Here is a 25,002-nt window from a genome sequence, read left to right as displayed (position 1 = left end):
TTGGAGAATCACATGAACACACAACCTCTGCGCGTCGGTATCGGCGGCCCGGTCGGTTCCGGCAAAACCGCGCTGACTTTGGCGCTGTGCCTGGCGTTGCGTGATCGCTACAACCTGGCGGTGGTCACCAACGACATCTACACCCGCGAAGACGCCGACTTTCTGGTGCGCAACGAGGCCCTGGCCCCCGAACGGATCATCGGCGTGGAAACCGGCGGCTGCCCGCATACGGCGATCCGCGAAGATGCGTCGATCAACCTCGAAGCGGTGGATCAACTGAATCGACGCTTTCCCGGTCTCGATCTGATTCTGGTGGAGTCCGGTGGTGACAACCTGTCGGCAACCTTCAGCCCGGAACTCTCGGACCTGACGATCTACGTGATCGATGTCTCGGCCGGCGACAAGTTGCCGCGCAAGGGCGGACCGGGGATCTGCAAATCCGACCTGCTGGTGATCAACAAGATCGACCTGGCGCCGCTGGTGGGCGCATCGCTGTCAATGATGGACAGCGACACCCAACGCATGCGCGGCGGCAAGCCGTTTGTCTTCAGCAATCAGAAAACCGGCCAGGGCCTTGAAGAAATCATCGCCTTCATCGAGCGCCAGGGGCTGCTGACCGCAGCCTGAAACTTATCCACAGGCGTTATCAACAAGGAAGCTTACTCATGACACTCAAACGCATCTTCGCCGCCGCAGCCCTGCTGCTCACGCCCGCACTGGCCTTCGCCCACCCTGGCCATGGCGACAACGGTTTGCTGGCCGGCATCAGCCATCCGATTGGCGGGCTCGACCATTTGCTGGCGATGCTCGCCGTGGGATTGTGGGCCGCGCAACAAAAGGGCGCAGCACGTTGGGCGCTGCCGTGTACCTTCGTCGGCGTCATGCTGATCGGCGGCCTGCTCGGTTTTGAAGGCTTGAACCTGCCGGCGCTGGAGAGCGGGATTGCCGCCTCGGTGCTCGCACTGGGCCTGGCGGTGGCATTGGCGGTGCGTCCACCGTTGAGCCTGGCGATTGGCGCGACGGCACTGTTTGCCTTGTTCCACGGCGTGGCGCATGGCCTGGAGCTGCCGGAGATGTCCAGCCCTTGGGCGTATGCCGCTGGCTTCGTCGCCGCGACCGCAGCCCTGCATGCCGCCGGTTATGCGTTGGTGCGCGTATTGCCTCAGGCCGCTGCGCCGCTGGTTCGGTTGGCCGGCGCTGCTTCAGCGGCAACCGGAGTCTGGTTGCTCGCCGGCTGACTCTGTGGCGAGGGGGCTTGCCCCCCGTCGGCCGGTCCGCGCTCGGGCGAAGCAGCCGTAAAAATAACGCGAATGCGATTTTAGGACCGCTTCGCGCTCCAACGGGGGCAAGCCCCCTCGCCACAAAAACAGCATCGTGCACAACTCCTGCTACCATGTCGCGCAAACACTCCTGCCGTGACGACGCCAGCCAATGCCCGATGCTCCCCGCTCCGCCTCCCAGCCTGAATTGACCGCCCTGTTCGCCACTGTGCAGCAGCACTTCCAGGACGTGATCGTGCCGCTCTGGCAAGGGCCCGGCTGGAACTCAGACATGGCGCTGCCGTATGAAGCGCTGGACGCCGAACGCCAGCCATTGCCGCCACAACGCTACCGGGCCATGGCCTGCGCGCGACAGCTGTACCTGTTCGCCAGCCTGATCGGTGACGTGCCGGCTGCCGAAGAGCGCGCCGCTGCGTTGTTTCGCTCCCTGCAACGGCATTTCCACGATGCCGAACACGGCGGCTGGTTCTACAGCATCGACGCCCATGGCGCGCCGCTGGATCAGCGTAAAGACCTCTACACCCACGCCTTCATTCTGTTTGCCTGCGCCCATTACTGGGCCAAGGTTCGCGAGCCGTTGGTGGAATCGGTGCTCAATGCCGCGCTGGAAGTGGTCGCTCAGCGTTTCGCCACAGACGACGGCCTGTACGAAGCCAGCCTCGACCGCGACTGGTCATCGCTCAAGTCCGGGCCGTTGCAGAACCCGCTGATGCATCTGGCCGAAGCGTTCCTCGCCACGCTGTCAGTACGCGACGATGCCCCGGTCGAGGCCGCGCTCAATGCACTGTGCGGGGCGATGCAAAAGCACTTCATCGACCCGCAGCACGGGGTGATGATGGAAAAACCGCTGGGGGCTGTGGATAACTGGTTTGAGCCGGGGCATCAATTCGAATGGTTCTTCCTGCTGGAGTCATCGGCGTTGCTGCGCGGATCAAAACTGCACGCTTCGCTGACCCGCGCATTCCCGTTCACCGAACAATTGGGCGTTAATCAGCAAACGGGGGCAGTACAAGCAATGCTCGACCTTGAACTGGATGGCCGACCTCGTGATGAGACCCAGCGCATCTGGGCCCAGGCCGAATACCTGCGCGCCCTGACCTTGCGTCCAGACAGCGAAGCCTTGCTTGAGCGTCAATTGAATGCCCTGCAACAGCGTTTTCTGCATGCCGATGGCTGGTACGAGTGCCTGGACAGAGATGGCGCGATCAGCCGCCAGGACATGCCGTCGACCACGCCATACCATTTGGCGACATGCTATCGCGGCCTCACCGAATATTTCGGCTGAGTCTTCTGTGGCGAGGGGGCTTGTCGGAACGCCGCACCGCCCCGTTGGGCCGCGTAGCGGCCCTAATATTTGCCGACGCGATTCTTCAGGTAAATCAAATTGACCAGATTGCGGCGGCTTCGCCACCCAACGGGGGCAAGCCCCCTCGCCACAAGTCACCCTCCCGTCAGGCAATCCACTTGCGATCACCGGTAAAGCTGATGGTCAGCCAACGCGCCGCATCCGGTTTGCCGAGCTTCGCCGAAATCCGCTCACGCAGTTCATCCAGCGTGGCCACGCCATCAAGTCGGTAATCCGCCGGCAATACCACGTGAATCTCGATGAACCGCGCCCGTCCGTGCTTCTGCACATACGAGATGTAGTCGGCAAAACCATGCTCGGCCTTGGCCTCGTCCATCACCTGGCGAACCTTGTCATCCAGCTGATCCGGAACAATCCCCAGCACATCGCGTAACGCCGGCCCGAGGATTTTGAACGCCGGCGCGAGCATGCTCAGGGCCAGCAGGATCAGGATCGACGGGTCGACGTAAGCGGCCCACTGGCCATAGCCCTGCGTCTTGAGCAGCAGTGCGATGAGGAAGCTCACCAGCAAGCCGACCGAGAGCATCGCGTCCACCAGCCAACTGATGTTGTCGAACTGGATCAGCGAAGATTTCAACGTGCGATTGCGATAACGGACGTAGAAGAAATAGCCGAAACAGACGACGCTAAGCACCCCCGCAAAAGGAATCACCAGGCCCAGTTCGATCTCGCGACCACCATTGATGATGCCGAACATACCGCTGAGAAAGGCGTAGATCGCAATCAGCAGCAGGAAGCTGCCTTCGATCAGCAGCACCATCGGCTCAAGGTGCCAGAAGCCGAATTGAAAGCGCTGGTTACTTTCCTTGGCGATCAGCTTGGCGGTGATCAGCATCAGGACCTTGATGAAGGTCGCGATCAGCGAAAAAAACCCATCGAACAAAATCGATTGGGAGCCAGAAAAAAAACCCGTGACGATCGCGGCGATTGCCACGGCGAACATCAGGATGGTCGATTGCTTGAGCAGTACCTGCTCACCTCGGTTACTCACATTTCCTCCTTCTGAAACCCTGAAAACCGCGGTTTGCGGTGGGGGTTCGAGAGGGAGTGTACCTTAATGCCATGTTTTGACCGATTTGCCGCCTGTGGCGAGGGGGCTTGCCCCCGCTCGGGTGCGAAGCAGCCGCAAACCGTCGATCGCGGTATGCCTGACATAGGTGGTGTCTGGTTTCAGGGCTGCTACGCGGCCCAAACGGGGTGGTGCGGCGTTCCGACAAGCCCCTCCCCCCCACACTTACGCCTTGCTACTGCGATCAATCGCAAACCCGCCCCAGGTCTGGCTCACCGGCATCAATTCCAGACGGTTGATATTGATGTGCGCCGGGGCATTGAGGACCCAGAAAATCGTCTCGGCGATGTCCTGCGGCTGGATCGGCTCGGCGCCCGCGTAAGTGGCGTCGTAGCGCGCCTGGTCACCGCCAAAACGCACCAGCGAGAACTCGCTTTCACACAGGCCCGGCTCGATGTTGCTCACGCGCACGCCGGTGCCTTGCAGGTCGCAACGCAGGTTCAGCGAGAACTGTTTGACGAACGCCTTGGTCGCACCATAAACGTGGCTGCCCGGGTACGGGTAGTTGCCGGCGATGGAACCCAGGTTGATGATCCCGGCACCGCGACCGTGGGCGATCAAGCGTGGCAGCAGCAGGCGAGTGCTGTACATCAGGCCCTTGATGTTGGTGTCGACCATGGTGTCCCAGTCGTCCAGATCGCACTTGGGCGCCGGGTCTACACCCAGGGCCAGGCCTGCGTTGTTGATCAGCCCGCGCAGCTTGGCAAACGACGGCGGCAGGTTGGCGATTGCTTCCTCCATGGCCTTGCGGTCACGCACGTCGAGCACCAGGCCATGGACTTCGGTCTGCTTCGACAATTCGGCGCACAGGGCATTCAGACGCTCTTCACGACGGCCTGTCAGTACCAGTTTCCAGCCGGCCTCGGCAAAACGACGGGCGCAGGCTTCACCAAAACCGGACGTCGCGCCGGTAATAAACAGGGTGTTGGACATCGTGTTCTCCTGGTTTGGGCTGATACGCAGCCGTTGGAATAGAAACTCAACCAGCAGCATGCCCGGCCCGGAGCGCAGCGGCAACCGGGTCATTGGTGGTCATGTCACAGGCTGCGTGCGCACTGGATCTGCGAGAAGCTGCCGCCATTGAGGGTGACCACCGTGGCGCTGGTTTTCTCGATCTCGCCGGGGAGCGTCAGGTGCAAGTCCTTGAGGGCGCTCTGCGGGGTCTGCCAGAGAATGGTCTTGTACCTCACGTAACCGCTGGCTTCACCGCCGCCCGTGACCAGCCGGATCGTGCTGCCGCCGGGTCGATAGTAAAGAGTGGTGCTCGCCCCGGTGCAGACATACGCATAGTCCTTTTGCGGCGTGGGCAGCAGGCCACCGGACAATCCGCTCACCAGGCTATACAACGCAGCGCTGATCACGAAAATACCGGCAAGCCCCGCCAACACCAATGCCAGCCCGTTGTAATCGCCGAACAGACGCCGCGGCGGCTCATCATTGGATGCTTCAATTGCAGGCGCGGGCGATGCAGTCAGGACCACCTCGGGTTTCACCACCGGCAACGTAACCGGTTCGCTGTCCGGTTGCTGGAACCTGACCGCCCGCGCGACCGGCTGCACGACCACAGGTTTGGGCAACCGCGCACGTTGCCGAAGAATGATCCGGGCCTGAAGAACCACATACACCGCACACAACAGGGGCACCACTTGATTGAGCGCCGGTGACTGGCTGTTGACCCAGCCCACGACCACCGGATCAGAGACCGCAATGTCCCCGGCGACATAGCCCAGCAGTGCCGCACCAATCGACACTAGCACCGGCTGACGCTGTAGCAACCGGGTGATTTGCAGGCTGCCGAACATCAGCAGCGGCACGCTCAACAGCAAGCCCAGTACCAGATAAAAGACACTGCCCTGGGCCACCGCAGCCAGACCGACCACGTTGTCCATGCTCATGATCAGGTCGGCGGTCAGCACCGTGACCACCGCGCCACCCAGCGTCTGCGGCGGGCCGGCTGACGAATCGCCCTCTTCGCCGGCCTCTTCCTCGGTCAGCAGCCGTATGGCGATCACCAGCAACAGCAGCGCGCCGATCAGCTTGAGCCACGGCACCAGCAGTAACCAGCCGGCCAGCGTGGTCAATAACGCCCGCAGGACGATGGCGCCGCTGGTGCCGATCAATACGGCCCGACGCAGCTGTTCCGGCGGCAACCCGCGACAGGCCAGGGCAATCACCAACGCGTTGTCGCCCGACAGGATCAAGTCCAGCAGGAACACCTCAAAGACCATGCTCAGCGCATGCAGCGCACCATCAAATAACATCGAGCGGTTTCCTGGCAAAAGACGGCGTCATCGGAACATCATCCCAGCGAACGGCTCAGGCCGGTGCCCTGTAAACAGATCATTCATGGCCGTTGCTACTTGCCGCTGGTCGTTGCCGGCCCGTTCCGGAACTGCTTGAGAAACGCAGCATCAGGCGTCAGCACCAACATCGGCTGACTGTCAGACAGCGCCTGACGGTAGGTCTGTAACGAGCGGTACAACTTGTAGAATTCCGGGTCTTTGCTAAACGCCGCCGAAAGAATCTGGTTGGCCGCTGCATCAGCCTCGCCATGGGTGATCGCCGACTGGCGCTGGACTTCCGAGAGCAACACCGTGCGATCACGGTCGGCCTTGGCCTGGATTTGCTGAGCCCATTCAAAGCCCTGCGCGCGCAGCTCCTTGGCTTCGCGCTGGCGCTCGGATTTCATCCGGTCGTAAATCGCCTGACTGGCCTCCAGCGGCAGATCGGCGCGATGCAGACGCACCTCCGTCACCTCGATGCCGAGTGCGCGGGCCTTGTCGGCCACATCTTTCTCGATGATCGCGACTTCCTGCTGACGGGCCGGCGACAACAGCGAACGCAGCGATACCTCGCCCAACTCACGACGCAGCGAGGAACTGACCATTTGCGTCAGCTGGGCATTGGCTTGATCCAGAGTCCCGACAGCCTGATAAAACCGCAACGGGTCGCTAATGCGAAAACGCGTATAGGTCTCGACCTCGATCCGCTTCTGATCGCCGAGAATCACTTGTTCGGCCGGCGATGCCAGGGTTTGCAGACGGCTGTCGTAAAACACGATGGAGTCGCTGAACGGCACCTTGAACTTGAGCCCCGGCTCCCCGGCAACGCCCATCGGTGCGCCGAAGCGGATGATCAGTGCCTGCTGTGATTCATCGACCACATAGGCCGACGCCGCCAATGCCCAAAGCGCTATCGCGACGCTGGCTGCGGCCAACCCTTTGACGATGCGGTTCATGGTCGGGCGTCCTTTTGCTGCGGTTTGCCGGGCTCGCTCAGCGGCATGTACGGCACCACCCCGGACATGCCCTTGCCGGAAGAATCGATGATGACTTTGGAAGCCTTTTTCAGGACTTCATCCATGCTCTCCATGTACAGGCGCCAGGCGGTGACGTCTTTGGATTGCACGTAGCTGTTGTAAACCGAGAGAAAGCGCTTGGCCTCGCCCTCGGCCAGGTTGCCGACTTGCGCCTGATAAGCCTCGGCTTCCTGGGTGATACGCGCCGCGTCGCCACGGGCACGGGGAATCACATCATTGGCATAGGCTTCGGCTTCGTTGCGGGCGCGCTCCTGGTCGGCGCGGGCTCGCTGCACGTCGTTGAACGCATCGATCACCTGTGGCGGCGGATCGACCCGTTGTAATTGCACTTGAGTGACGAGAATCCCCGCCTGTTCGCGGTCCAGCAACTGCTGCAGCAAGTCGCGGGTTTCATCGGCGATCTGTGCACGCTTGTCGGACATTACCGACTGAATCGGCGTACGCCCAATCACCTCGCGCAGCGCGCTTTCGGCGGCGAGTTTCACCGAGCGCTCCGGGTCGCTGATTTTGAACAGGTAGAGTCGTGCGTCCTTGATCCGCCAGAACACCGTGCAATCGGCTTCGACGATGTTTTCGTCACCAGTGAGCATCTGCTTGTCGCGCGCGCCATTGCTCGCTGCGCTCTGCACGCTGGTACTGGTGCCCAGTTGCAGCTGATTGACCTGAGTGATCTTGGGTAGCAGGACGGTTTCGACAGGATAGGGCAAGTGATAGTGCAGCCCGGGTTCGGCGGTCTGCTGCCAGCGCCCGAAGCGCAGCACGATTCCCTGTTCATCCGGCTGAACCTTGTAGATGCCGGAGCTGATCCAGGCCAGCAAAACCAACCCGCCGATCAGTGCCAGTCCCCGTCCGCCGAGATCCATCACGGCTAGGTCGTAGCCCATTCGTTTGAGCAGCCGACGCATCGGGCTGACGGGCTCGACAGGAGCAGAGGCGGGACTATCGGTCATGCAATGGCTCCATGTCGTCAAATGACGAGCGCCCATTCGGGGGCGCCAAGGCGCGCAGAGTACCTGAACCCAAAACCGCGAAAATGAAAATTCTGTCATGTTCGCTGTACAAAAAACGCTCAACTACTGCCAAGCCTTGGCTGCTCTGGCTCGCAGCCAACTGCACGCACCTTATCCACAGCCCCGTCCACAGTCTTTGGGGGCAAGTGCAAACCTTGAGACGCGCGATCTACAAGGCTTTGCGGGCAGATTTGAAAGTTTTTTGCTTGACCTGGGCACTGACAAGTGTAGCCAGCATCGGTCAGTGCGACCGAGCAGTCACCGAGACGATGGCTACACGCCAGTCATTACGGCCCTTTGCCGAGTCTTTCCAGAGTTTAACCACAGACTTATCCACAGGCTGTGCAACGACTGTTCAGCCGCCGGGCAGCCGCAACAAAAAGGTTGACAAGGCGTACTCAAGGCCGCTGAAAAACGCCTGATCAAAAAACAACCACAACCCTGCAAGCCACGCCGTTAAAGGCCTTCAGGCAGTTGCTCCCATGTTACCCACAGCCAGCTCCACAGCAAACGGGGACAAGTCAAAACTGTGGAAAAACAGCTATTTGCAGCGGCTTTATGTCGCGCTTTAACAGGTTGCGAATATTGTTTTCCACATTTTTCGCAAACACCTGTGGACACCTGAAAACATCGGCTTTCGTAGCAGCTGCCGAGCCTGCGAGGCTGCGTTCGAGGACAACGTTCTCGCAAATCCTGCGTATACGGTTTGTCTGGAAGAACGCGTTGCCTGATTTTACGACCGCTTCGCGGCCGAACGCAGCCTCGCAGGCTCGGCAGCTGCTACAGGCCGCTATCGCGAGCACAGGGGATGTGCACGGTTTTGGGGATATAAAAAACCCCGGCGATTGCGCGCCGGGGTTTGTGCATGACAGCGATAACTCAGTGACCGCCGAGGTAGGCGTTACGCACCTCTTCGTTCACCAGCAGCTCCTTGCCGGTACCGCTCAGGCGGATTTCACCGTTGACCATCACATAGGCGCGGTCGGACAGCTTGAGCGCGTGGTTGGCGTTCTGCTCGACCAGAAAGATGGTCATACCGGTGCCAGCCAGTTCGCGCAGGGTGGCGAAGATCTGTTTCACCACAATCGGCGCCAACCCCAGGCTCGGCTCGTCGAGCAACAGCAATTTGGGCCGACTCATCAATGCCCGGGCAATGGCAAGCATTTGCTGCTCGCCACCGGACATGGTCATCGCCCGCTGATTGCGCCGCTCCTTGAGCCGTGGAAACAGCTCGAACATGCGCTGCATGTCCTCGGTAGCGTACTGGTCGCCAATCGGGATCGTGCCCATCAGCAGGTTTTCCTCGACGGTCATGTCAGGGAATACCCGCCGCCCTTCCGGCGACTGCGCAATGCCGTTGGAGGCGATGTAATGGGACGACTTGTGGGTGATGTCCACGCCGCGATAGACGATCTGCCCACCGGCCGCCCGCGGCTGGCCGAAGATCGACATCAGCAACGTCGATTTACCGGCACCGTTGGAGCCGATCAGGCTGACCGTCTCGCCTTCGTTGATGTGCAGCGAGACCTTTTTCAGGGCCTGGATCGGCCCGTAGAACACGTCGATCGCTTTCAGCTCGAGGATCGGTTGAGTCATACCAGCTCCTCTTCATCAGCACCCAGGTAGGCGGCAATCACTTTCGGATCGTTGCGGATCGCTTGCGGGTTACCCTCGGCAATCACGTTGCCGTGGTCCAGCACCACGATGTGGTCGGAAATGCTCATCACCATGCCCATGTCGTGTTCAATCAGCACCACCGTAATGTCGTGGTCGTCGCGCAGATGCCGGATCATCGCGCTGAGCGCCTCGGTTTCCTGCGGGTTGAGGCCCGCTGCCGGTTCGTCCAGGCAAATGATCTTGGGCCGGGTGCACATGGCCCGGGCGATTTCCAGACGCCGTTGCTGGCCGTAGGAAAGCTCACCGGCCAGGCGGTTGGCGCAGTCCACCAGATCGACCACCTCCAGCCAGTAGAAGGCATGGTCCAGGGCATCGCTTTCGGCCTTGCGGTAGCCTTTGGTGTTGAGAATGCCGGACACCAGATTACGGTTGACCCACATGTGCTGGGCCACCAGCAGGTTCTCGATCACCGACATTTCCCTGAACAGGCGGATGTTCTGGAAAGTCCGCGCCAGGCCGGCGCGGTTGATCAAGTGCGTGCCGCCGAACATCTTGTAGTGCAGCCGGTTGACGAAGCGTTTTGGCGACACGAAATCGGTCGCTTTGAACGGCTCCCCGAGCATCTTGATGACGTTGGTTTTGACACCCCGGGTGTTCAGTTCGATATGCCCGCCAGAGGCTTTGTAGAAACCGGTCAGGCAGTTGAACACCGTGGTCTTGCCCGCACCGTTGGGGCCGATCAACGCGAAGATCGAGTTACGCTTGACCTTCAGGCTGACGTCGCTCAGGGCCTTGATGCCGCCGAAGTGCATCATCAGGTTCTCTACCGAGAGAATGAATTCATCGCTCATGACGCGCTCCTCTCAGTCAAGGCACCCTTACGCGGGGTCACGCCGGTACGGCTGATACGAATCAGGCCGCGCGGTTTCCAGATCATCATCAGCACCATGAGAATGCCGAACAGCAACACGCGGTACTCCGCGAAGCCACGCAGCAGTTCCGGAGCGACGGTCAGCACGAACGCGGCGATTACCACGCCGACAGTCGAGCCCATGCCGCCGAGTACGACGATGGCGAGGATCAGCGCCGACTCGAAGAAGGTGAACGAGGTCGGGTTGACGAAGCCTTGATAACTGGCAAAAAACACACCCGCCAGACCCGCTGTGGAAGCCCCCAGGGTAAAGGCCGACAGTTTGACCAGTACGTGGTTGAGGCCCATGGCGCGGCAGGCGATTTCATCTTCGCGCAAGGCCTCCCAGGCACGCCCGACCGGCATTCGGGTCAGACGATGCTTGATGTACAGCACCAGCATCACGACGAGGAACAACACGGCATAGATGAACATGAACTTGATGTTCGGGTTGTATTCGGTCCCGAAGAACTCATGGAAGGGTATCCCGCCATCCTTCGCCACACGCGTGAACTCGATACCGAAAAACGACGGTGATGGCACCGGCATGCCGTTAGGCCCGCCCGTGAAGGACAGCCAGTTGGTCAGTATCAGGCGAATGATTTCACCGAAGCCCAGGGTCACGATGGCCAGATAGTCACCGTGCATGCGCAACACCGGAAAGCCGAGTATGCATCCGGCCATCGCCGCCATGAGTGCCGACAGCGGCAACACGGTCCAGAAGCCCAGGCCAAGGTAGTGATAACCCAGTGCCAGGCCATACGCGCCGATGGCGTAGAACGCCACATAACCCAGGTCGAGCAGACCTGCCAGGCCGACCACGATGTTCAGGCCAAGGCCCAGCAACACGTAGATCAATCCGAGGATCACCACTGTCAGCAGGTACTTGTCGGCGAAGACCGGGAACACGATAGCGATCACGATCAACGCCGGGATGATGAAGCGCAGCCGCGACTTGAAATCAGGTGCCAGCACATGCACGCCGGAGCCGACGATTTCGAAGCGTTGCTGAACCTTCTCACCCTTGGCCGTCTGCATGAACAGGCTCAAGGCAAGACGCCCGATCATCACCGCCCCGACCATCCAGGCCACACGCGTCGGTTGCAGGTTGTAGCTATAGCCTTCAAGCACTACGCCCACGATCGGGCCGAAGACAATCAGGGCAATCAACCCGGCCAGAACCGTGTCGATCAGGCTTTTTTTCACATCGATAGGTTTGTTATTAGTATCGGACATGCTTACACCTTCGCCACAAGTGGGCGACCCAACAGGCCTTGAGGACGGAAAATCAGGATCAGTACCAACAGCGAGAAGCTGAAGACGTCCTTGTAGTCAGAGTTGATCACGCCGGAAAACAGCGACTCGGAAACGCCGAGGATGATCCCGCCGAGCATGGCGCCAGGCAGCGAACCAATGCCGCCGAGTACCGCAGCGGTGAAGGCCTTGATACCGATCACGAAGCCTGCGTAGAAATCGAAGGTGCCGTAGTTCACCGTGATCAACACACCCGCCAGCGCAGCCATGGCCGCACCGATAATGAACACGTAGGAGATCACCCGGTCAGTGTTTATCCCGAGGATCGAGGCCATCTTGCGGTCTTGTTGGGTGGCACGACACATGCGCCCCAACTTGGTGTACTTGATGATGTAGGTCAGCAGGGCCATCCCGATAAACGCGGCGACCAGAATGAAGATCTTGGTGTAGGTGATCTGCACGAAACCGGTACCGATGTCGAATCGCAGCCCACCGCTCAGCAGCGTAGGAATACCCTGTTGCCGTGAGCCCTGAGCGATCTGCGCGTAGTTCTGCAGGATCAGCGAAACGCCGATAGCACTGATCAGCGGTGCCAGTCGGGTGGAGTTGCGTAGCGGTTTATAAGCGATGCGTTCGATGACCCAGCCATACACACCGGTCACGAAGACCGTGAACAGCAGAGTACCCAGGATCAACAGCGGAAAGGATTCGACACCGAAGTAGGACAGCAGAGCCAGGCTGATTGCCGCCAGGTACGCGGAAATCATGTACACCTCGCCGTGGGCGAAGTTGATCATGCCGATGATGCCGTAGACCATTGTGTAGCCGATGGCGATCAGGCCGTAGACCGATCCGAGGGTCAAACCGTTGATAACTTGTTGCAGGAAAATACCGTCCATCATGCACTCTCACTAACTCGAGAGGCCACCGCGAACCCGGTGTCGATGAGCCCTTGTGAGGCGCACCTGACCAGGTTCATGTGGCTCAGAAGAAAAATACCGGGTCGGCATGACTGCAGAACCCATGACTCAAGCCGGGCCCCACGAAGGATATCGAGAGGGCCAGACCTGGCGGCGCGCTTATCTCACTTCTGTTTGTCCAGCTGGTGGTATTTGCCCGCGGCATCCCACTGGTAAACCACGTAGTCGGAGATTTTCAGGTCGCCCTTGCTATCCCATTCCTTCTTGCCCATCACGGTTTCCACCGGGTGCGCCTTGAGCCATTTGGCGGCTTCTTCACCTTTGTTCGACTTGGCGCCGTTGAAGCCGGCAGCCAGGGCTTGCACCGAGGCGTAGGCGTACAGGGTGTAGCCTTCAGGCTCGTAACCGGATTTGCGGAAGGTATCCACGACAGCCTTGCTGTCTGGAATCAGGCGCGGGTCAGCGCCGAAGGTCATGTACACGCCGTCGACGTAAGGAGCACCACCGGCAGTCGTGACCATTTCGTCGGTGACGATGCCATCATCGGACATGAACTTGACGTCTTTCAGACCTTGCTCACGCAGTTGATGGACCAGTGGACCGGCTTCAGGGTGCAGGCCGCCGAAGTAAAGGACATCAGCCCCTACCGAACGGACCTTGGTGATCAGGGCACTGAAATCTTTCTCGCCGCGGGTCAGGCCTTCTTCAAGAACCGGTTTCACGCCACGCGCGGTCAGCTGCTTGGCCGTTGCGTCCGCCAGGCCTTTACCGTAGGTGTCTTTGTCGTTGATAACGGCAACTTTCTTGCCTTTCAGCACGTCGACGATGTAGTTGCCTGCGACGATACCTTGTTGGTCATCACGCCCGCACATACGCATCATGGCCGGCAGGCCACGCTCGGTGACCGTCGGGTTGGTAGAGCCCGGGGTGATTGCGATGATGCCGGCGTCGGAGTAGACCTCGGAAGCCGGGATGGTCGACGACGAGCAGAAGTGCCCGACCACGCCGATCACCTTGTCCTGGACCATTTTGTTCGCAACGGCCACAGCCTGTTTCGGCTCGCAGGCGTCATCGCCCTGGACCAGTACGATTTTTTCGCCGTTGATGCCGCCCTTGGCGTTGATTGCATCCGCCGCCGCCTGCGCGCCTTTCATGTATTGCAAGCCGAAGGAAGCGCTAGGACCGGTCATCGGACCTGCCACACCAAGTTTGACATCCGCCTGAACAAACGAAGAAACACCCAACGCAGCCGCCACTGCGAGAGCTACAAAGCCTTTCTTGTAAAACGTCTGGGACATGAGGTGGTGCTCCAAGGTTTTTTTTAGTTGGCACTGCGACTTCACTGAATGCTCAGAGCAAGGGCCGTGCCATCGGTTTTTTATTCTTCAAAAAGTCGCTGCTTTATTGTTATTTCGACTGTTTCGGGCCCTTTTTCATTGGGCGTGCAACCGTCTAAACCGCGGAAGGTAAAACCATTTTATTTTTGAGGCGCAACCCGCACGCGCCATCATTGCAACCGCGGCACCAAACGACGTGCAACCGGCCTGTAACAGCGTGCGTCACCGAACTGCACACTGCTGGTGCGCAACTGCTACAAACCCGCACCATTACAGGCTAGTCGCTGCGCCAAAAAGCGCCGCTCCCGGCAACAAATTCGCGCTCTTAAATGACAATCCGCAGGCACTGGCCCGCGTGATAGAGCGAAAAACCGGCCTCGTACAGACAACTGCGCAGGCCCACCCCGGCCAGTGGCTGCATGGGTGCGAAGGGAATCGGTAGCGCCTGAGGATTTCCGTTACACAAATAATCGGCGAAGGCTTTACCGACTACCGTGCCCGTGGTCACGCCACGGCCGTTGTAACCGGTCACGGCCACCAGACCGGGTGCTGGCTCGAACAAACGCATCAAGTGATCGGGGGTAAAAGCGATGCAACCGGTCCAGGTGCATTCCCAGTCCACCGGTTTGAGGTAAGGGAAATAATGCTGCTGAACCCGGTCGGCCCAGGCCTTGAGGAACCACGTTGGTTTCTGATTGCCATTGCCCAGGCTGCCGAGCAACAACCGGCCATCTTTGTCGCGACGGATACTGCTGAGCACCTGACGGGTGTCCCAGGAACCCTGGCCACCGGGCAGGATCAGTTGCGCGGCTTCTTCAGTCAGCGGCGCGGAAGCCACCTGATAGTAATAACCGGGGAAGAAATTACGCCGCAGTTCCGTCCAGTCGCCTTCGGTGTAGGCGTTGGAGGCGATCACCACCTGCTCGGCCACGACCGATCCGGCGTCGGTTTGCACTGACCAGCGTTGGCCCTGGCGTTCGAGCCGGGTCACCGGTGAATGATCGAACAGCTGACCACCCAAATCCGCGGCAGCCTTGGCCAGACCGCTGGTGTAGGCCATCGGATTGAGCGTGCCGGCGCGACGGTCGAGTAATGCGGCGGCGATTTTTTTGGTACCGGTAGCCTGCTCGCACACCGCACCGGTCAACAACTCCACGGGCGCGCCGCGGCGCTTCCATTGTTCTTCACGACTGCGCAGATCGGCTTCGCCACGGGCGTTGTGCGCCATGTGCAGCGTACCCTCGCGACGCAACTGGCAATCGATGTTGTATTTGTCGATCAGGCTGAACACCAAAGCAGGCGCCGCGCCAAGCATGCGATTGAGCTGGCTGCCGATCGCTTCGCCGAACCCGGCTTCGATCTCGTCCGGGGGAATCCACATCCCGGCATTCACCAACCCGACGTTGCGCCCCGAACCGCCCTGCCCGCAGCGCTTGGCCTCGAGTACGCAGACGCTTTTGCCCTGCTCCAGCAAATGCACCGCCGCTGATAAACCGGTGAATCCGGCGCCGATCACGCAGACATCCGCCGTCACCTCGCCCTTGAGCGCCGCCCGGTCAGGCCGTTGCGGCGTCAGTTTTTCCCATAAGCACTCTTCGCGTAACGGCATCGCCAGACTCCGATCAGAAACCCAACAAACAACAAAGCAAAGCATCGCGGGCAAGCCTTGCTCCTACGGGACTTGTGCCGATGGCACCAAATTTGTAGGAGCAAAGCTTGCCCGCGATGAGGCCCTTCAGTCGAAGGTAATCCCCTGGGCCAGCGGCAATTCCAGTGAGTAGTTGACGGTGTTGGTCTGGCGACGCATGTAGCCGCGCCATGCATCGGAGCCGGATTCGCGACCGCCGCCGGTTTCTTTCTCTCCTCCAAAGGCGCCGCCGATTTCCGCGCCGCTCGGACCGATGTTGACGTTGGCGATGCCGCAGTCGCTGCCCACCGCCGACATGAACTGCTCGGCCTCACGCACGTCAGTGGTGAAGATGCACGACGACAGACCTTGTGGCACCGCATTGTTCAGGCGCAGCGCTTCGGCGAAGTCTTTATAGCCAACCACGTACAGAATCGGCGCGAAGGTTTCGCTGCGCACCACATCGCTCTGCTCCGGCATTTCGACGATGGCCGGCGAAACGTAGTAAGCGTTCGGGAACTTGTCTTCGAGCTGACGCTTGCCGCCAAACACCCGGCCGCCTTCGCTCAAGGCTTGTTCCAGCGCGTCCTGCATGTTGTCAAAGCTGTGTTTGTCGATCAGCGGGCCGACCAGGTTGCCTTCCAGCGGATGGCCGATGCGCACTTTGGAATACGCCGCCTTGAGGCGGGTGACGATCTCTTCCTTGACCGACTCGTGGGCGATCAGGCGACGCAGGGTGGTGCAACGCTGACCGGCGGTGCCGACTGCACTGAACAGGATCGCCCGCACCGCCATGTCGAGGTCGGCGCTTGGGCCAAGGATCATCGCGTTGTTGCCGCCCAGCTCCAGAATGCTGCGAGCAAAGCGTGCGGCGATTTTCGGTGCCACTTCACGGCCCATGCGGGTGCTGCCGGTGGCGCTGATCAAGGCCACACGCGGGTCGTCCACCAGCGCTTCACCGGCATCGCGGCCGCCGATGATCACCTGGCTCAGGTACTCCGGCGCATCGCTGAAATTCTTCAATACGCGCTCGAACAGCGCCTGGCAGGCCAGTGCGGTAAGCGGGGTTTTCTCCGACGGTTTCCAGATCACCGAGTTGCCGCAGACCAGCGCCAGTGTGGTGTTCCAGGCCCAGACCGCGACCGGGAAGTTGAACGCGCTGATCACCCCGACCACGCCCAGTGGATGCCAGGACTCACGCATGTGGTGGCCCGGACGTTCGGAGGCGATGGTCAAACCGTAGAGCTGACGCGACAGGCCGACGGCGAAGTCGCAGATGTCGATCATCTCCTGAACTTCACCCAGACCTTCCTGAGTGATCTTGCCGGCTTCCCAGGACACCAGCTCGCCCAGATCGGCCTTGTACTCGCGCAGCACTTCGCCAAACTGGCGCACCAGTTCGCCACGACGCGGCGCCGGAACCTTGCGCCAGAGGTCGAACGCATGCTCTGCGCGACTGACCTGCTGCTCGACTTCAGCAGCGCCTTCCCAGTTCACCGAGGCAATCTGGCTGCCGTCGATCGGTGAATGCACGGGCTGTTTGCCGTTCTGGTACAGGGCCGGGTTCACCCCCAAGCGATCAAGCAATGCGGCAACCATGGGTCACTCCTTCAACGTGAAAAGCAGAAAATTCACAGCCCCCAGACAAGGGGCTTCAGGCCTATAGTTGTAGCCGCCCCGAGACTTGCCAACAAACGACGATTAAGCGAGATATCATTCCGTTTATTCATGCAAAGCGTTGCAACAAGAACAAGGGCCCTCCCATGCTGAATAAACGCCACTTGCCGTCGATCACTGCGTTGCAGTGTTTCGAGGCGGTCACTCGTCACCTGAGCTTCACTCGCGCCGCTGAAGAGCTGAACCTGACCCAGAGCGCCGTGAGCAAACAGGTCGCGCAACTCGAAGAGCTGTTGCAGCACCTGCTGTTCCGTCGGGTACGTCGACGCCTGCAAATGACTCCGGCCGGGGATTTGTACCTGGTTGAAGTGCGAAAAATTCTCTCGCAAGTCGAGATGTCGACCCACTACCTGCGTTCCTACGGCGGCGAGACCGAAGTACTGCGCGTGTCCACGCCTTCAACCTTCGGCGCTCGTTGGCTGGTGCCACGCCTGAAAGGCTGGCGCCTGCGGCATCCGCATATTCATCTGGACCTGTGCAACGAACACGAAGCCGACGACTTGCTGCAAGGGCGCAGCGACCTGGCGTTCTATTTCGGCCAGGGTTCGCGGCCCGGCACCGAGTGTCTGAAGCTGTTCGGCGAAGAGCTGGTGCCGGTTTGTGCACCGAGTAGCCTGCCGGAGCAGCCATTTACTGACCCGACGCAACTCAGCGATCTGGTGTTGCTGCAAAGCGCCTCGCGCCCTCAGGCCTGGCACGACTGGTTCGACAGCCAGGGTTACCAGACCGAGCACAGCTATCACGGGCCGCGTTTCGAAACCTTTTATATGTGCATCCGCGCCGCACAAGTCGGCTGCGGCGTCGCCCTGTTGCCGCGGTTTCTGGTGGAAGAGGAATTGGCCGACGGTAAACTGGTCATCCCCTGGCCGCACGCAATGCCCAGCAGCGATGCCTATTACCTGGCCTACCCCGAACACTCGGCAGAAGTGCCCAAGGTGCGCGATTTTGTCACCTGGATGCTGGAGCAGATCGATAACCCTGATGCAACCTAGAACGGGAGCCACGCACACAACCTGTGGCAAATAGAATTTGTGGCGAGGGAGCTTGCCCCCGCTGGGTCGCGCAGCGGCCCGAAAACCTGCAATTACATTGCATCAGGCATGCCGCGTTCATCGGATTTTGGAGTGCTGCGCACTCCGACGGGGGCAAGCCCCCTCGCCACAGGTAGCGCTCCACGCTAAAAAATGCTGGCAATACCGCCCGCCGATATGCGCCACTAGCCCTATTCATTGAAATAGCTGAAACGTCGCTACCCTCGGCGGCTGCCAGCCTGGAGATTCCCGTTATGAGCGAGAGTGTGTTTGCCGATCGCATCGTGCAGAACTTGCTCGACACCGACTTCTACAAACTGACCATGATGCAGGCGGTGCTGCACAACTACCCCAACGTTGAAGTCGAATGGGAGTTCCGCTGCCGCAACAGCGAGGATCTGCGCCCATACCTGGCGGAGATTCGTTTTCAGATCGAACGTCTGGCCGAGTTGAGCCTGAGCAACGATCAGTTGAGTTTCCTGGAGCGCATCAGCTTCCTGAAGCCGGATTTCCTGCGCTTTCTCGGGCTGTTCCGCTTCAATCTGCGCTACATCTACACCGGCATCGAGAACGGCGAGTTGTTCATCCGTCTGCGCGGGCCGTGGCTGCATGTGATTCTGTTCGAAGTACCGCTGCTGGCGGTGGTCAGCGAAGTGCGCAACCGCTATCGCTACCGTGAAGTAGTCATGGAGCAGGCCCGCGAGCAGCTCTATCGCAAGTTCGACTGGCTGAGCGCCAATGCCAGCGCCGATGAACTCTCGCACCTGCAGGTGGCGGATTTCGGCACTCGCCGGCGCTTCTCCTACCGCGTGCAGGAAGAAGTGGTGAACGTGCTCAAGCACGACTTCCCCGGACGCTTTGTCGGCACCAGCAACGTGCACCTGTCCCGCGAGCTGGACATGAAGCCGCTCGGCACCATGGCTCACGAATGGATCATGGCGCACCAGCAACTTGGCCCGCGACTGATCGACAGCCAGAGCGCCGCCCTCGATTGCTGGGTTCGCGAATACCGCGGCCTGCTGGGCATCGCCCTGACCGATTGCATCACCACCGATGCCTTCCTGAGTGATTTCGACCTGTATTTCGCCAAGCTCTTTGATGGCTTGCGCCATGATTCCGGGGATCCGATTGCCTGGGCCGAAAAAGCCATCGCCCACTACCATAAGCTCGGTATCGAGCCGATGAGCAAGACGCTGGTGTTCTCCGACAGCCTGACGCTGCCAAAATCGCTGGAGATATTCCGCGCGTTGCATGGTCGAATCAATGTCAGTTTCGGCATTGGCACCAACCTGACGTGCGATATTCCGGGTGTCGAGCCGATGAGCATCGTGCTTAAAATGGCAGCCTGCAATGGTCAGCCCGTCGCCAAGATTTCCGATGAGGCCGGCAAGACGCACTGCAAAGACCCGAATTTCGTCGCCTATTTGCGACATGTGTTTCAAGTACCTGCCGCCCTCTCTGGCACATCTAGCAAGGAGTGAATTCATGCAAGCCGTACAGCGTGAGATTGCTGAACAGCTCAAGGTCCAACCGCCCTTCGCCGATCATGCAGCCCTGGAGGCTGAGATCGCACGGCGGATTACCTTTATCCAGGATTGCCTGGTCAATTCCGGACTGAAGACGCTGGTGCTGGGCATCAGCGGTGGTGTCGACTCGTTGACCGCTGGCCTGATGGCCCAGCGGGCCATGCGCGAGTTACGTGAGCGCACCGGTGACGCGGGCTACAAGTTCATCGCCGTACGCTTGCCGTACGAAACCCAGTTCGATGAACACGATGCGCAGGCCTCCGTCGACTTCATCGCCCCGGATGAGCGCCACACCGTGAACATCGGCCCGGCAGTCAAGTCGCTGGCCAGTGAAGTCGCGGCGTTCGAAGGCAAGCACGCGGTCTCGGTGGACTTTGTATTGGGCAACACCAAGGCGCGGATGCGCATGGTTGCGCAATACACCATCGCCGGCGCCGCCCACGGCCTGGTGATCGGCACTGATCACGCAGCAGAAGCGGTGATGGGTTTCTTCACCAAGTTCGGTGACGGCGCCTGCGACCTCGCACCGCTGAGCGGCCTGGTAAAAAACCAGGTCCGGGCCATCGCCCGCAGCTTCGGCGCACCGGAGTCGCTGGTGGAAAAAATCCCGACCGCCGACCTTGAAGACCTGTCACCCGGCAAACCGGATGAAGCGTCCCACGGCGTAACCTATGCCGAGATCGACGCGTTCCTGCATGGGGAACCGGTGCGTGAAGAGGCGTTCAAGATTATCTGTGATACGTATCGCAAGACTCATCACAAGCGGGTAATGCCGTTCGCGCCGTAAGTGGTGGCAGGTAAATAAAAAAAAGCCCACTGGAGGAGTGTTCCTTAGTGGGCTTTTTATTGCATTAATGATGCTGCCCGCCTGCTCTCAGGCCCCGTCAGGTCGATCAGGAACAGGCGTATCGTGCAGATCAAGGCAATGGCTTGTCAGGATCAATACGGTAGATAGTCCAGGCAGGTGACGTGATTATTGTTTGATGCTCCACCACTTCAAAGACGTTGGCCCTTGACGTGAGCGTCGATACATCACTCCAGTCACCGTCAGGCGTGGCCGTCACTCGTTTCAGGCCTGTACCATTCTTGTGAAGCGAAAAGGTCTGCGCAGGCTTTGCCTTACCCCGCAAGCTTACGAATTCGGCAGAACTCTCAGCTCCATTGGGAATGCTCGCGCTTTCAATGTAGGGGGCACCGACGGTAACGGTCCAGGTATCGGATTGTTGGACGCCATCGCGCTCTTCAGTATGAAACTTGCAGACTCCGGCACTTAATTCGTCGGTGTCGTACTTCCACTGAGTTCCAGTAGTGCTCGCACCGCCCAACAGAATGCCCCCCGAAAAAACATCGACTTTTCCCTCCATCGTCGCAACCGTCCCCTTGAGCGTCAGCTTGGTGTCGAGTGTCGCCCATGTATTGGCGACAAGGTTGCCCCTGGAGTCCATCACGTCAGTGATTTGCAGTGTTACTCCCGATGCTTTCACGGTATAGACCCGCTCCTCGAAATCAAACGCCTGGGTCTCGTCGTCTTCCTGGTTCAGCGCGACCCTGACAATGACCTTCAACGGCGAACCATCGAGCAACTCCCTGAAGTAGCTATAAGGCACCTTCACCTCGCGATAACCGCGAGTAACCCAGGCTTTGTCCACGGGTTCCGATTGCAACACTGTAAGCGGGTGATCGGCATGACCGCCTCTCTTGCCCTCCAGGTAAACCCAACACCGCTGCCGCTCGGCAATCAGCGGCCAGTTTTTCAAATGCAGCGTGAGATCGGCGGGGTTGGTGGTCAGATGCAGTCCGGGGCCGCTGCCGTTGTTCTCTGCCTCGATAATCAGGGCCGCTTCCAACTCGTTTTTTGCCAAGGGGTGCACGTTGAGCACCAGGTTTGGAGAGGGTTTCGGTTCCTCTCCGTCCCGAATGATGAAGTACCTCACCGTCATTGTTTGGCCCAGATGAAACGCAACAACCTTTTTGTCCAAATTCAAAGTCCTGGGGTCACGCCCCCCCAGAGGCAATTCCGGGCTTTTGTAGTTCCCGCCCTCAGGGGTGCCGGGGTCACCAAAGATTTCGACGTAGAACTTGTCATCAGGCAGCAGGTTCTTCGTAGGTATCAGCGCCCTGAACATGGAAATAGTGCTGGTCGGCTCCAGATTGACGTCATCCAGCGCCTGCTCGACCTTCAGCGGGTCGAGGTCCGGGATGAAGGCGTGTGTTTGGGCAGCGATAACTTGAGCGGTCATGAGCAATGTCCTTCTCGCAAGAGTCGCCGCGACGTCAGCGGCAGCGTCGACGTTCATCCAGCATTCGGCTCAGACGCGCTGACCATTGCCGCGTCATCGGAGTCTGTCATCGCCGTGATTGGATCCAGTGGGGAAATAACAAGATACGCGGTCGGTGATGTGACTTCGTTCCCATAAAACGCTTTAACTCCAAGACGCTGATAATGGTCATGATCGAGGGTCAATATGCGAGTCCACTCTCTGTTGGCATCAGCTTTGAAGCGTTCACCGATGGGATCGTCTTTATTACAAACCTGGAGCTCCCTATCGCTTTTAGCTGTCCCGGTTAACTTGACCGTTCGATCATAGGTCGAGCCATAGTGGGGAATAGGACGATTCAAGGAGTCTGTGATCGATGTAATGACAGGACTGTCAACTTCGACAACATGGAGTTCCCACCCAAACGAATCCAAGTCGTCGTTAATATGGCTGACGAAAATAACATGACGTCGTATTTTCAACCCGCTCACGGTGCAACGCCATACTCCGTCAGGGCCCACATCGACGAGTGGCAAGCTCCCGCCAAGGCCATAGACGTTTATGTTGAGCTTTCCACCAGGGTTGGCTGCCCCCTCCAACGTCACGGCAGATTCAAACGTCGCGCCGTATTCGGGGATATGCTCCCCCCTGGAGTCCGTGACCCGGGTGATGATGGGAACACCTTCGCGCAAAAAGAAAACTATCCAAACCGCTGAGTACGAGCCATCAGATGCGATAGCAGCAAAGCGCGTCAGATTAAGGTTTGTCTTTTCGAACTTGTACTCCCACCTCCCCTGGCTATCAGCGAAGACGCTCCCCCCCTTAATCATCCAGACCTCCTGATCGGCAGCAGCGGTGCCCTTCAGTATTACGCCGTCCGCGGCTGTGAACCCTCCGTTAGGGAGCTTCACCCCGTTGAAGTCTGTTATCTCAATGATCTCGGGCCTCGCTACTGTGGCGTTTTTAACGGCATAGCTTCGCACCACCGAACTGTGCGCCTTGCTCTCGTCCTCAAGCTGATCAAATGCAACCTTGTACTCAATTGTCAGGTCCGATCCATCGGCCAACGCCTCCAGATCGCTATAGAGAACAGGCAAGTCAATGTGGCCACGGGTAATCCAGCCCCGATCGACCTTCCCCAAAAACACGGTTGACTCGTAGTCGTTACCATCTGCGTTTTTGCCCTTCAGAGTGACCCAGCAAGGTTGCCCTTCGGCAATCAGCGGCCAGAGGACAATGCGCATCGTCCGGTCTTCGGTGTCGGTGGTCAGGTCCAGTACGCTCCCGGTACCGTCGTCATCCCTTCCGAAAATCCGACATTGCTCCAGCGCGTCCGCTGGCAGGTCCAACACGTTCAACACAAGCGGCTCGGAGTCCGGCGAAGTTATCCCGTCACGTGTGATCCTGTAGATCAGGGTCATTATGTTGCCTAGAAGGAACGCGACGACCTCCTTATTCAGATTCAACGTCCGGGGACTTGTAAACCCGACATCCAATAAAGGACTCTCGTACGAACCTCGTGAATCAGAGCCGGGACCACCGACGAGAGAAACCCGGAGCTTGTCGGTAGGTAACAATCCCGTTGTCGGTATTTTCGCCGTCAGCTTGGTGCGGACATCAAGCGGGGGGAGATTTTCGTTATCCAGTGCCTGTGCGATCGTCAGCTGCTTGAGGTCCGGGACGGGATCACTTTTTGTGGGAGCGATAACGTGAGCAGTCATGGGCAAGGTCCTTCTCAGAGGTGTCGCCGCAACCTCAGCGGCAGCGTCGACGTTCATCCAGCACTCGACTCAGACGCGCTGACCATTATCAGCGCGTACCTGATCAACACTCTGTTACTTCGCTGGCTCGACCTTGCGCACTCGATAGAGATTTGACTTCGGCGAGCCCTCGCCCGGCGCGGATGCTACGTAGTGAAATTCCCTGAGCTCTGGTCCGATGTGTATCGCCGACGTCCATTTTCCCTGTGCATCGGCATTGACAGTGATTTCCACATCACTGAGAAGCTCATGAAGGGTGAGCATCCCATTAGCAGGCCCTACACCCGATAGCGTAAACGCCTGTCCGGGAGTCTCTCCGTAAGGCGGGATGATCGTCGTACCCGCAAGGTCGGTTGCCAGCTCGATAACAGGTGTTCCAACGGCGAGTACTGCCAGCCCCCAAAGCATGGGGGATTCGGCATTCTCGGCACTCAGCGACAAGTGATAGTTGTGAACGTTCAAACCAATCAGGGTAAGCCGCCAGTAGCCGTTCAGGTCAGCAACGACAGTTTTCAGCTCATCGAAAACGTCACTGAGGGTGACCGTTGCGCTGGGCTGAGCAGTGCCTGTGAATGTGATCTTGGTGGTGGTTATGGCGCCGGCAGGGAGGACTGGTTTGCCTTGAGCGTCTTTGGCAGCAATGATGACAAGCTTCCCGTCCGACGGACCGGGCACCACGAAAACGTTATAGATCTGCGACTCCAGCCCGCTCACAATGCCCTTCACCGTGATGTTCTGATCACCCGGTCTCAGACCCTCCAGTTGATAGTACAGAACACCGTCCCCATTAGTGGCCGCCTGATCCCCCGGTACACCATTGAGCAAAATCCTGAGTTGTTCGAGCTTGCCTGCCTTGATTGTCAGATCGAGAACTGTAGCCTCGGTGATCGATTCATGGGGGACATCATTGTTGCTGGAGTCTTGGGCTGATTCGATTACGGGGCTTTCCGTTTGCACTGGCTGTACGGTAACGGTCCAGGGCTCCGACTGCTGCCCACCGGCACCCTGCTCCTTGACTGTGAAAACATGATCGCCAGGAGA

At 59.3% G+C, this 25,002-nt stretch carries 21 protein-coding genes; 6 read left to right on the top strand and 15 right to left on the bottom strand.

Going from position 1 to position 25,002, the window contains the following annotated elements:
* Positions 1–12: 12 nt before the first annotated feature.
* The 3 genes from ureG to AC3WK5_RS05550 all read left to right on the top strand — a co-directional run bounded on the left by ureG (position 13) and on the right by AC3WK5_RS05550 (position 2,565).
* Positions 13–627, top strand: a complete 615-nt coding sequence (gene ureG / locus AC3WK5_RS05560; RefSeq protein ID WP_054595395.1) for an urease accessory protein UreG — start codon at positions 13–15, stop codon at positions 625–627.
* Between the two features lie 38 nt (positions 628–665).
* A complete protein-coding gene (locus AC3WK5_RS05555; RefSeq protein ID WP_103316276.1) occupies positions 666–1,238 on the top strand; it encodes a HupE/UreJ family protein in 573 nt (190 codons plus the stop codon).
* Between the two features lie 193 nt (positions 1,239–1,431).
* A complete protein-coding gene (locus AC3WK5_RS05550; RefSeq protein WP_103316277.1) occupies positions 1,432–2,565 on the top strand; it encodes an AGE family epimerase/isomerase in 1,134 nt (377 codons plus the stop codon).
* Positions 2,566–2,731: 166 nt separating this feature from the next.
* Here AC3WK5_RS05550 and AC3WK5_RS05545 read toward each other — a convergent pair whose 3' ends face one another.
* From AC3WK5_RS05545 to amaB, 12 genes are all read right to left on the bottom strand, one after another.
* Positions 2,732–3,637, bottom strand: coding sequence for a cation diffusion facilitator family transporter (locus AC3WK5_RS05545; protein WP_103316278.1), 906 nt, complete (start codon positions 3,635–3,637; stop codon positions 2,732–2,734).
* Between the two features lie 243 nt (positions 3,638–3,880).
* Entirely contained in the window at positions 3,881–4,648 is a 768-nt protein-coding gene (locus tag AC3WK5_RS05540) for an SDR family oxidoreductase (RefSeq protein ID WP_103316355.1), read from the bottom strand.
* 104 nt (positions 4,649–4,752) lie between these two features.
* Positions 4,753–5,976: a YjbE family putative metal transport protein gene (locus AC3WK5_RS05535; protein WP_103316279.1), complete on the bottom strand. Its 1,224-nt coding sequence runs from the start codon at positions 5,974–5,976 to the stop codon at positions 4,753–4,755.
* A gap of 95 nt (positions 5,977–6,071) precedes the next feature.
* A complete protein-coding gene (gene hflC, locus AC3WK5_RS05530) occupies positions 6,072–6,953 on the bottom strand; it encodes a protease modulator HflC (RefSeq protein ID WP_103316280.1) in 882 nt (293 codons plus the stop codon).
* Positions 6,950–7,984 (bottom strand): FtsH protease activity modulator HflK, encoded by a 1,035-nt coding sequence (gene hflK / locus AC3WK5_RS05525; RefSeq protein WP_103316281.1) that lies wholly within the window; start codon positions 7,982–7,984, stop codon positions 6,950–6,952. Before hflK ends, hflC begins: the two co-directional genes overlap by 4 nt.
* A 939-nt stretch (positions 7,985–8,923) precedes the next feature.
* On the bottom strand, positions 8,924–9,640 hold the full coding sequence (locus AC3WK5_RS05520) for an ABC transporter ATP-binding protein (protein ID WP_054595387.1): 717 nt from the start codon (positions 9,638–9,640) through the stop codon (positions 8,924–8,926).
* A complete protein-coding gene (locus AC3WK5_RS05515; RefSeq protein WP_054595386.1) occupies positions 9,637–10,512 on the bottom strand; it encodes an ABC transporter ATP-binding protein in 876 nt (291 codons plus the stop codon). The genes AC3WK5_RS05520 and AC3WK5_RS05515 overlap by 4 nt, the downstream gene beginning before the upstream one ends.
* Entirely contained in the window at positions 10,509–11,807 is a 1,299-nt protein-coding gene (gene livM, locus AC3WK5_RS05510) for a high-affinity branched-chain amino acid ABC transporter permease LivM (protein WP_103316282.1), read from the bottom strand. Before livM ends, AC3WK5_RS05515 begins: the two co-directional genes overlap by 4 nt.
* 2 nt (positions 11,808–11,809) lie before the next feature.
* Positions 11,810–12,724, bottom strand: a complete 915-nt coding sequence (locus tag AC3WK5_RS05505) for an ABC transporter permease subunit (RefSeq protein ID WP_054598222.1) — start codon at positions 12,722–12,724, stop codon at positions 11,810–11,812.
* Positions 12,725–12,909: 185 nt separating this feature from the next.
* Positions 12,910–14,043, bottom strand: coding sequence for a branched-chain amino acid ABC transporter substrate-binding protein (locus tag AC3WK5_RS05500; RefSeq protein ID WP_103316283.1), 1,134 nt, complete (start codon positions 14,041–14,043; stop codon positions 12,910–12,912).
* 364 nt (positions 14,044–14,407) lie between these two features.
* Positions 14,408–15,691, bottom strand: coding sequence for an L-pipecolate oxidase (gene amaA / locus AC3WK5_RS05495; protein ID WP_103316284.1), 1,284 nt, complete (start codon positions 15,689–15,691; stop codon positions 14,408–14,410).
* A 126-nt stretch (positions 15,692–15,817) separates the two neighbouring features.
* Positions 15,818–17,308, bottom strand: a complete 1,491-nt coding sequence (gene amaB / locus AC3WK5_RS05490; protein ID WP_103316285.1) for an L-piperidine-6-carboxylate dehydrogenase — start codon at positions 17,306–17,308, stop codon at positions 15,818–15,820.
* A 164-nt stretch (positions 17,309–17,472) separates the two neighbouring features.
* Between amaB and AC3WK5_RS05485 the strand changes: the two genes are divergently transcribed.
* The 3 genes from AC3WK5_RS05485 to nadE all read left to right on the top strand — a co-directional run bounded on the left by AC3WK5_RS05485 (position 17,473) and on the right by nadE (position 20,730).
* On the top strand, positions 17,473–18,378 hold the full coding sequence (locus AC3WK5_RS05485) for a LysR family transcriptional regulator (RefSeq protein WP_103316286.1): 906 nt from the start codon (positions 17,473–17,475) through the stop codon (positions 18,376–18,378).
* A 293-nt stretch (positions 18,379–18,671) separates the two neighbouring features.
* Entirely contained in the window at positions 18,672–19,898 is a 1,227-nt protein-coding gene (gene pncB / locus AC3WK5_RS05480; protein WP_054595380.1) for a nicotinate phosphoribosyltransferase, read from the top strand.
* Between the two features lie 4 nt (positions 19,899–19,902).
* Entirely contained in the window at positions 19,903–20,730 is an 828-nt protein-coding gene (gene nadE / locus AC3WK5_RS05475) for an NAD(+) synthase (RefSeq protein WP_103316287.1), read from the top strand.
* Between the two features lie 130 nt (positions 20,731–20,860).
* Here the strand turns inward: nadE and AC3WK5_RS05470 are convergent, their stop codons facing one another.
* The 3 genes from AC3WK5_RS05470 to AC3WK5_RS05460 all read right to left on the bottom strand — a co-directional run.
* A complete protein-coding gene (locus tag AC3WK5_RS05470; protein WP_146039812.1) occupies positions 20,861–22,183 on the bottom strand; it encodes a hypothetical protein in 1,323 nt (440 codons plus the stop codon).
* A 53-nt stretch (positions 22,184–22,236) separates the two neighbouring features.
* Positions 22,237–23,922 carry a hypothetical protein gene (locus AC3WK5_RS05465; RefSeq protein ID WP_146039813.1) on the bottom strand — a complete coding sequence of 562 codons (1,686 nt, stop codon included), beginning with the start codon at positions 23,920–23,922 and terminating at the stop codon, positions 22,237–22,239.
* A gap of 114 nt (positions 23,923–24,036) precedes the next feature.
* Positions 24,037–25,002: hypothetical protein (locus AC3WK5_RS05460; protein ID WP_492574142.1), on the bottom strand; the 966-nt coding region annotated here is incomplete at its 5' end.

The sequence above is a fragment of the Pseudomonas sp. FW306-02-D09B genome (assembly GCF_058782685.1).
This window is presented reverse-complemented; position numbering and strand designations above follow the sequence as displayed.